Genomic DNA, 8,032 nt, shown 5'->3' with positions numbered 1-8,032 from the left:
GCCGCGCGGCCGCCGTGCTGCGGGTCGGGCGCGCTGGTGACCGCGAGATGCACCACCGCCTCGGCGCCCAGCTCGGCGATCGCGCCGGAGGCGGCCCGGGCATCGGCCCGGATCAGCTCGACGTCACGGAGCATCGCCGCGAGACCGGGCGGCGGGGTGACCGGATCCAGGCCGATGACGCGCTCGACGCCGGGATGGGCAGCCAGACGCGCTGCCACACGGGCGCCGAGGAAGCGGCTGACTCCGGTGACCACAACCACGCGAGGGGTCATCGTCACCCCTTCTTGCGGACGGCGGTGCGGGGACTGGCAAGTGGGTCACGGCCGGGCGTGCGTGCCCGGCCGGTCATCACTTGCCGAGACGGCGACGCTGGACGCGGGTCTTGCGCAGCAGCTTGCGGTGCTTCTTCTTCGCCATACGCTTGCGGCGCTTCTTGACCACGGAGCCCATACGTAATGCCTCTCGAAAACCATGTGAAGTCGGACCGGAGCGGCCTGATCCGAAACTGGACGGTGCCCCGGGAGCCCGCGCGAAGGCGCGCGCGAACCCGGGAACCAACCGCACCAGCGTAGCGGTCCTGCCACGCCGGGACCAACACGGCCCCCGCGCCTGCGCTGCGCCTTCCCTCAGGCGGTCTGGCTGAACGCTCCCCGCAGATACTCGTGCACGGCGTGCTCCGGCACCCGGAACGAGCGCCCGACCCGCACCGCGGTCAGGTCTCCCCCGTGCACCAGGCGGTAGACCGTCATCTTGGAGACCCGCATGAGCGCGGCCACCTCGGCCACGGTGAGGAACCGCACCTCGGACAGTCGTTCCTCGGACTGGGCTGGACCCGTCATCTCCTCGCACCGATCCTCTCGCCGGCGCCCGCCGCTCGGCCGGAGAGGTGGCCAGTTGGCCATGTGCCGAAGCGGTCAGACGCGCGTGTCACCAGTACGGTATCGATGCTTCTGTGACCATGGCGTTGCGTTCCGTGAAAACGCTACAAAAAGTCAAGGCGACGCGCCGCCCCGTGGGTCTTTTCGCCCGAAATGATTACTTACGCGAGGCCAGGGCGCGGCCGAAGAAGGCCAGGTTGGCCGGGCGCTCGGCGAGCCGGCGCATCAGATAGCCGTACCACTGGTCGCCGAACGGGACGTAGACCCGCACCGAGTGACCGTTTCCGGCCAGCCGGGCCTGCTCCTCGGGGCGGACGCCGTAGAGCATCTGGAACTCGTACTCCGACGGGTCGCGGTCGAACCAGCGCGCCCGGTCCTCCGCGATCGCGATCAGCCGCGGATCGTGGGTGGCCACCATCGGGTAGCCCTCGCCGGACATCAGGATGTTCAGGCAGCGCACGTACGACTTGTCCACGTCCAGCGCCGACTGGTACGCGACCGACTCGGGCTCCGCGTACGCCCCCTTGCACAGCCGCACCCGCGACCCGGCGTTGGCCAGCTCGCGGCAGTCGCCCTCGGTCCGCCGCAGGTACGCCTGCAGCACCGCACCGGTCGACGGGTGGTCCTTGCGCAGCTCGGCCAGGATCTCCAGGGTCGAGTCGGTGGTGGTGTGGTCCTCCATGTCGAGCGTCACGGTGGTGCCCGCTGCCGACGCCGCCACACAGATCTGCTGGGCGTAGTCGTACGCCATCCGGTCGTCGACCTTCTGCCCCAGTGCCGACAGCTTCACGCTGACCTCGGCGGCCGGCGTCAGCCCGGCACCGGAGAGCCGGCTCAGCAGCGTGACGTACTGCTCCTTGGTCGCCAGCGCCTGCTCGGCGGTCAGCGTGTCCTCGCCCAGGTAGTCGAGGCTGATGCCCAGCCCGTCGTCGGCCAGGGCCCGGGTCGCGCTCAATGCGTCGTCGATCCCGCTGCCCGCGACGAACCGGCGCACGATGCCCTTGCTGACGGGCGCTGACTCGACCAGCCGCTCCAACTTCGACGATGCGGCGGCCGCGAGAAAGACGGATCGGAGCATGCGCCGAGCGTAGCGCCCCGTGCCGTCGGCGCACGGCTGCGGCTACCTTTGTCGGGTGGACTTCGATGCGTACGCCCGGACCGCCGTTGATCTGGTCAACGCCCGTCTGGACGACCTCGCCGGGCTCCGGGCGCTGTTCGGCGACGACCACGCCTGGATGGCGCAGGAGGCGGCCGAGAAGGACGTGGCCGTCTTCCGCCGTGCGCAACGCCGGCTGCGCGAGGTCTTCGAGCACGGCACCGCCGGCCGCGACGGCGACGCGGTCACCGAGCTGAACTCTCTGCTCGCCGCCTTCCCGGTCCAGCCGCGCATCTCCGGGCACGACGCCAGCGACTGGCACATGCACGTGACCAGCCGCGGAGCGTCGGTCAGCGCGGAATATCTGGCGGGCGCCGTCTGGGGCCTGTCGGTGTGGCTGTGCGAGTTCGGCAGCGCGCGGTTCGGCATCTGCGCCGACGAGCGCTGCGGGAACGTCTACCTCGACACGTCGTCCAACAACTGCCGCCGCTTCTGCTCCGAGCGCTGCGCCACCCGCTCCCACGTCGCGGCGCACCGGGCCCGGAAGAGGGCCGCGAGCCTCACACCGGCGTAGGGGCGGGCGTCCCGGCCGGCGCCAGGTGCCGCCGGGCGAACTCCAGCGACTCGCGCAGGTCGGCCTCGCGGACCGCCCGGCTGGACGCCTTGCGGGTGGCCACCTCCACCGCCACCGCCCCGGTGAACCCGCGCACCGACAGCGACCGCAGCAGCTCGGCGCACGGCTGGTTGCCCCGGCCGGGCACCAGGTGCTCGTCGCGGCCTTCGCCGGTGCCGTCGCCCAGGTGCACGTGCTTGAGGCCGGCACCCATCCGGTCGGCCAGCTCGATCGAGTCGATGCGCGCGGCCGCGCAGTGTGAGAGGTCCAGGGTGTACGCGTCGAAGCCGGAGGTCGTCGGATCCCACCCCGGGGTGTACGGCACGAACCAGCGCCCGGCCATCTTGACCGGGAACATGTTCTCGATCGCGAAGTTGATCTGCGGGTGCCGGGACTGCACCTTGGCCAGCCCGGGCACGAAGTTCTTGGCGTAGTCGCGCTGCCAGCTGAACGGCGGGTGCACCACCACGGTCGGCGCGCCCAGCGTCTCGGCGAGCTGCGCGGCCCGGTTCAGCCGCTCCCACGGGTCGGGGCTCCACACCCGCTGGGTGACCAGCAGGCAGGGCGCGTGGACCGACAGCACCGGCACGTCGTAGTGCCCGGACAGCACCCGCAGGGCGTCCGCGTCCTGGCTGACGGCGTCGGTCCACACCATCACCTCGAGCCCGTCGTACCCGACGGTCGCCGCCATTTCGAACGCGGCCGCGGTCGGCTCCGGGAAGACCGAGGAGCTGGACAGGAGTACGGGAACGCGGGAACTCACGCCGACAAGGGTAGACCCGTCGTGCTCGGCGCCTCGAACATAAGGTGCCAAAGCGGGCTGCTGCGAGGCCCGCGTCACCCACGCGCGTACGCTGTCGCAGGTGAGCCGCCGCCGTACCCCAGTTCGAATCACCCTCAGCGCAACGGCCGCCGCCCGCGCCGACGAGGTCGACCTCGACTTCCCCCGTGAGTGGATCGAGTTCCCCGACCCCGCCGACGAGCAGCACGTCGTCCGGGCCGACCTGACCTGGCTCCTGTCCCGCTGGACCTGCGTCTTCGGCTCCGCCTGTCACGGCATCGTGGCCGGTCGCGCCCAGGAGGGCTGCTGCTCGCACGGCGCGTTCTTCACCGACGCCGACGACGAGAACAGGGTGAAGGCGGCCGTCGGCCGGCTCACCCCGGACACGTGGCAGCACTACCGCAAGGGCTTCAAGAACTACACCGAGATGGACACCGTGGACGGCACCAAGCCGGCCCGGCGCACCGCGACACAGTCGGTTGACGGTCCCTGCGTCTTCCAGAACGACGCCGAGTTCCCCGGCGGTGGCGGCTGCGCGCTGCACGGCCAGGCCCTGCGCGACGGCGTGCACCCGCTGACCTACAAGCCCGACGTGTGCTGGCAGTTGCCGGTGCGCCGGGAGCAGACCTGGGTCGAACGCCCCGACGGCACCAAGCTCCTGCAGTCCACCCTCACCGAGTTCGACCGCCGCGGCTGGGGTCCGGGCGGTCACGACCTCGACTGGTGGTGCACCTCGTCACCGGACGCGCACGTCGGCTCGGAGCCGATGTACCGCTCCTACGGCCCGGAGCTGACCGCGCTGATCGGCGAGGAGGCGTACGCCAAGCTCGCCGAGCTCTGCGACGCGCGCCTGGCCGCCGGCTTGATCGCCGAGCACCCGGCGACCGTCAAGGCCCGCGGCCGGGCCGAGCTGCCCACCGCGACGGTCGAGGCGCCCGGCGACTCGGAGCCGGCGGCGACCACCCGCCCGCGCCGCCGGAAAAGCGCCTGAACTCAGGGCTCGAACTTGTAGCCGAGGCCGCGCACGGTGACGATGTAGCGCGGCGCGCTCGGCTCCGGCTCCACCTTGGACCGCAGCCGCTTGACGTGCACGTCCAGCGTCTTGGTGTCGCCCACGTAGTCGGCGCCCCAGACGCGGTCGATCAGCTGGCCGCGGGTCAGCACCCGGCCGGCGTTGCGCAGCAGCAGCTCGAGCAGCTCGAACTCCTTCAGCGGAAGCTGCACCGAGGCGCCGTCCACGGTCACCACGTGCCGCTCGACGTCCATCCGCACCGGACCGGCGGCCAGCGTCGGCGTGGTCACCTCGGCCGTCTCGGCCCCCTGGCGCCGCAGCACCGCACGGATCCGGGCGACCAGCTCCCGCGGCGAGTACGGCTTCGTGACGTAGTCGTCGGCGCCGATCTCCAGGCCGACCACCTTGTCGATCTCGCTGTCCCGGGCGGTGACCATGATGATCGGCACGGCCGAGCGCTGCCGCAGCTGACGGCAGACCTCGGTGCCGGACATCTCCGGAAGCATGAGGTCGAGCAGGACGATGTCCGCGCCGGTGCGGTCGAACTGGGTGAGCGCCGAGGTCCCGGTCGGCGCGACCGACACCTCGAAGCCTTCTTTGCGCAGCATGTATGACAAGGCGTCGGAGAACGACTCCTCATCCTCCACCACGAGTACGCGGGACATACGGATCCTTTCCGAGCGGGCGGAGCTAATTCTCGATCGCGGGAGGTAACGGGAGGCGGTTCTCCGGTGGTCGGGCCGGTAGGCGCAGGGTGAACGTCGAACCCTCGCCGGGGCTGCTGACGACGTCGACCCGGCCACCGTGGTTGGTGGCGATGTGCTTGACGATGGCCAGGCCCAGCCCGGTCCCGCCGGTCGACCGCGACCTGGCCTGGTCGGCCCGGTAGAACCGCTCGAAGATCCGGTCGATGTCCTGCCCGGCAATGCCGATGCCCTGGTCGGTCACGTCCAGCTCGATCCAGTCCTCGTCCTGCCGCAGGAGCACCGAGACCACGGTGTCCTCCGACGAGTACGCGATCGCGTTCTCCACGAGATTGGTGACGGCGGTTGCGATCTGGCTCTCGCTGCCGTAGACGGTCGTGCCGCGCGGGCCCTCGTACCGGATCTCGATCCGCTTCGCGCTGGCCGTGGTGCGGGTGCGGTCGACCACCTCGGCGACGACCCAGTCCATCGCGACCGGCTCGGGGCTGGGCAGCGGCTCGGCGCCCTGCAGCCGGGTCAGCTCCAGCAGCTCGTTCACCAGGCGGCCCATCCGGGCGGACTCGTGGTGGATCCGCTCGGCGAACCGGCGGGCCGCGATCAGGTCCTCGGACTGCTCGTCGTCGGGCTTGGGCTCGGGCAGGTCGGTGGCGTCGAGCAGCGCCTCGGCCAGGAGCTGCAGCGCGCCGATCGGGGTCTTGAGCTCGTGGCTGACGTTGGCGACGAAGTCCCGCCGCACCCGGGCCAGCCGGTGCGACTCGGTGACGTCGGCGGCCTCGACCGCGACGTGCGTGGAGTTCAGCGCCACCGCGCGCAGGTGCAGCCCGAGCGGGGCGGTGGCGCCGCCCGCGCGGCCACGCGGCAGGTCGAGCTCCACCTCGCGGCGCACGCCGGTGCGCCGCACCTGACCGGCCAGGGTACGCAGAATGGGGTGGGCCGCGATGGTGCCGGGCGCACCACCCGAGCGGAGCAGCCCCATCGCCCGGGCCGCCGGGTTGACCAGCACCGGATGGTCCTCGGCGTCCAGCACGACCACGCCGACCCGCAGCGAGTCCAGGCTCTTGCGACCGAGACCCTTCAACCCGTGCTTGCCGCTGCCCTGCTCACCGTCCGGTTCGATGGCGCGTCCCTTCTTGACCGTTCCGACGGGCTTGGCGGGAGCGGCCTCGGCGGTCCGGCGCCGGGCGATGACGAACCCTCCGCCCACGCCGGCGGCGAGGGCGGCACAGATGAGGCCGACGCCGAACACCCAGTCCACGCTGCGATCGTAGGGTCATTGTTTACCTGACCGGGTCGCCGATCCGGACATTCCGGGCGTGATTCGAGCAATGTTCACCATGCCGCCCGACGCGGTTCACCACCGTTAATGTTCGCGCCGCCCCACCGACCTAGCGTGGGGCCGGACGACGATCCGACGATTACAGGACGTGACGATGCGCGAGGAATTCCGGGCCGACCTCCAAGAGGTGAGCCGGCTGCTGGTGACCATGGCCGAGGCCGTGCGCGCTGCGATGCGCAAGGCCACGAAGGCTCTTCTGACTGCCGACATCGAGGCCGCCCGCGTGGTGATCGAGCGGGACGCCGAGGTCGACGTGCTCTACCGCCAGGTGGAGACGAAGGTGGCGGACACCATCGCGCGGCAGGCGCCGGTCGCGTCCGACCTGCGTACGGTGATCACCGCCCTGCACATCTCGGCCGACCTGGAGCGGATGGGCGATCTGGCCGAGCACGTGGCCAAGACCGCGCAGCGCCGGCACCCGTCCCCGGCCGTGCCGGCCGAGCTGCGGCCGGTGTTCCAGCAGATGGCCGAGATGGCCGACCGCATGGCCGACAAGATCACCACGGTGCTCGCCTCCCCCGACGCCAACCTGGCGGCGGAGCTGGAGAAGGACGACGACGGGATGGACGACCTGGAGCGGGACCTCTTCAAGATCCTGCTGCACGACGACTGGCCGTACGGTGCGGAGACGGCGATCGACGGCGCCCTGCTGGGCCGCTTCTACGAGCGCTACGCCGACCACGCGGTGAACGTGGGCGAGCAGATGATCTTCCTGGTCACGGGTGAGCCGGTGGATCTGCAGTAGGTCGCCGACGGTTCGGGGAAGGGGGCGCCACGGGGGCGCCCCCTTTCTTTGCGTCCGGGTCAGCGCCCCTGGTTGGCGACCGCCGCGGCGGCTTCCTTGGCGGCGTCCGGGTCGAGGTACGCGCCGCCGGCGGTGGTGGGCCGCAGGCTCTCGTCGAGGTCGTAGCGCAGCGGGATCCCGGTCGGGATGTTCAGCTTGGCGATCGCCTCGTCGGAGATCTGGTCGAGGTGCTTCACGATGGCCCGCAGCGAGTTGCCGTGCGCGGCGACGAGGACGGTGCGGCCGGCGAGCAGGTCCGGCACGATCGAGTCGTACCAGTAGGGCAGAGAGCGCAGCAGGACATCTTTGAGACATTCGGTGCGGGGCTTCAGCTCGGGCGGCAGCGTGGCGTACCGGGGGTCGTGGTACTGCGAGTACTCGTCGTCGACCTCGATGGCCGGCGGCGGCGTGTCGTAGGACCGCCGCCAGAGCATGAACTGCTCCTCGCCGTATTCCTGCAGCGTCTGCTTCTTGTCCTTGCCCTGCAGAGCCCCGTAGTGCCGCTCGTTGAGCCGCCAGGACCGCCGCACGGCGATCCAGTGCCGGTCGGCGGCATGAAGGGCGAGTTCACTGGTACGAATGGCCCGCCGCAGAACGCTGGTGTGCACGACGTCAGGCAGCAACCCGTGCTCCCGGAGCAGCTCCCCACCCCGCCGAGCCTCAGCCTCACCCTTGGGCGTCAGATCAACATCAACCCACCCGGTAAAGAGATTCTTGGCGTTCCATTCGCTTTCACCGTGCCGCAGCAGCACCAGAGTCCCAGTCATACCCCCATCCTCCCTCCCACCCCCGACACCCCCAAAAGGACCCCAACCAGCCCCGCAATCC

Annotated in this window: 11 protein-coding genes; 3 read left to right on the top strand and 8 right to left on the bottom strand. The window is 70.9% G+C overall.

The features are described from left to right. The 4 genes from AB0M20_RS16630 to AB0M20_RS16615 all read right to left on the bottom strand — a co-directional run. A partial coding sequence (locus AB0M20_RS16630) for an NAD-dependent epimerase/dehydratase family protein (protein ID WP_364298911.1) occupies positions 1-272 on the bottom strand: 272 nt, incomplete at its 3' end. Between the two features lie 76 nt (positions 273-348). Next, the gene (locus AB0M20_RS16625) at positions 349-450 is read right to left on the bottom strand and encodes an AURKAIP1/COX24 domain-containing protein (protein ID WP_007465623.1); all 102 of its coding nucleotides are present in this window, start codon (positions 448-450) and stop codon (positions 349-351) included. Between the two features lie 176 nt (positions 451-626). Beyond that, positions 627-839 (bottom strand): helix-turn-helix domain-containing protein, encoded by a 213-nt coding sequence (locus tag AB0M20_RS16620; RefSeq protein WP_364298909.1) that lies wholly within the window; start codon positions 837-839, stop codon positions 627-629. A 196-nt stretch (positions 840-1,035) separates the two neighbouring features. Then, on the bottom strand, positions 1,036-1,956 hold the full coding sequence (locus AB0M20_RS16615) for a proline dehydrogenase family protein (protein WP_364298907.1): 921 nt from the start codon (positions 1,954-1,956) through the stop codon (positions 1,036-1,038). A 55-nt stretch (positions 1,957-2,011) separates the two neighbouring features. Between AB0M20_RS16615 and AB0M20_RS16610 the strand changes: the two genes are divergently transcribed. Continuing rightward, entirely contained in the window at positions 2,012-2,548 is a 537-nt protein-coding gene (locus AB0M20_RS16610; RefSeq protein WP_364298905.1) for a CGNR zinc finger domain-containing protein, read from the top strand. Here AB0M20_RS16610 and AB0M20_RS16605 read toward each other — a convergent pair. Beyond that, a complete protein-coding gene (locus tag AB0M20_RS16605) occupies positions 2,535-3,350 on the bottom strand; it encodes a sugar phosphate isomerase/epimerase (protein WP_364298903.1) in 816 nt (271 codons plus the stop codon). The two genes, AB0M20_RS16610 and AB0M20_RS16605, sit on opposite strands and share 14 nt — an antisense overlap. A 127-nt stretch (positions 3,351-3,477) precedes the next feature. Between AB0M20_RS16605 and AB0M20_RS16600 the strand changes: the two genes are divergently transcribed. Further along, positions 3,478-4,359: a hypothetical protein gene (locus tag AB0M20_RS16600; RefSeq protein ID WP_364298915.1), complete on the top strand. Its 882-nt coding sequence runs from the start codon at positions 3,478-3,480 to the stop codon at positions 4,357-4,359. A 2-nt stretch (positions 4,360-4,361) separates the two neighbouring features. Here the strand turns inward: AB0M20_RS16600 and AB0M20_RS16595 are convergent, their stop codons facing one another. Further along, positions 4,362-5,045 carry a response regulator transcription factor gene (locus tag AB0M20_RS16595; RefSeq protein WP_364298901.1) on the bottom strand — a complete coding sequence of 228 codons (684 nt, stop codon included), beginning with the start codon at positions 5,043-5,045 and terminating at the stop codon, positions 4,362-4,364. A 25-nt stretch (positions 5,046-5,070) separates the two neighbouring features. Continuing rightward, the gene (locus AB0M20_RS16590) at positions 5,071-6,288 is read right to left on the bottom strand and encodes an ATP-binding protein (RefSeq protein WP_364298913.1); all 1,218 of its coding nucleotides are present in this window, start codon (positions 6,286-6,288) and stop codon (positions 5,071-5,073) included. Positions 6,289-6,514: 226 nt separating this feature from the next. On the opposite strand from AB0M20_RS16590, the gene phoU reads away from it, so the two are divergent. Then, entirely contained in the window at positions 6,515-7,165 is a 651-nt protein-coding gene (gene phoU / locus AB0M20_RS16585; RefSeq protein ID WP_364298899.1) for a phosphate signaling complex protein PhoU, read from the top strand. Positions 7,166-7,224: 59 nt separating this feature from the next. Here phoU and AB0M20_RS16580 read toward each other — a convergent pair whose 3' ends face one another. Beyond that, positions 7,225-7,971, bottom strand: coding sequence for a phosphoglyceromutase (locus tag AB0M20_RS16580; RefSeq protein ID WP_364298897.1), 747 nt, complete (start codon positions 7,969-7,971; stop codon positions 7,225-7,227). Positions 7,972-8,032 lie beyond the last annotated feature (61 nt).

Source organism: Actinoplanes sp. NPDC051633, from assembly GCF_040681735.1.
Taxonomy (GTDB): domain Bacteria; phylum Actinomycetota; class Actinomycetes; order Mycobacteriales; family Micromonosporaceae; genus Actinoplanes.
Note: the sequence above shows the minus strand (reverse complement) of the source record. Positions and strands in the feature narration are given on the sequence as shown.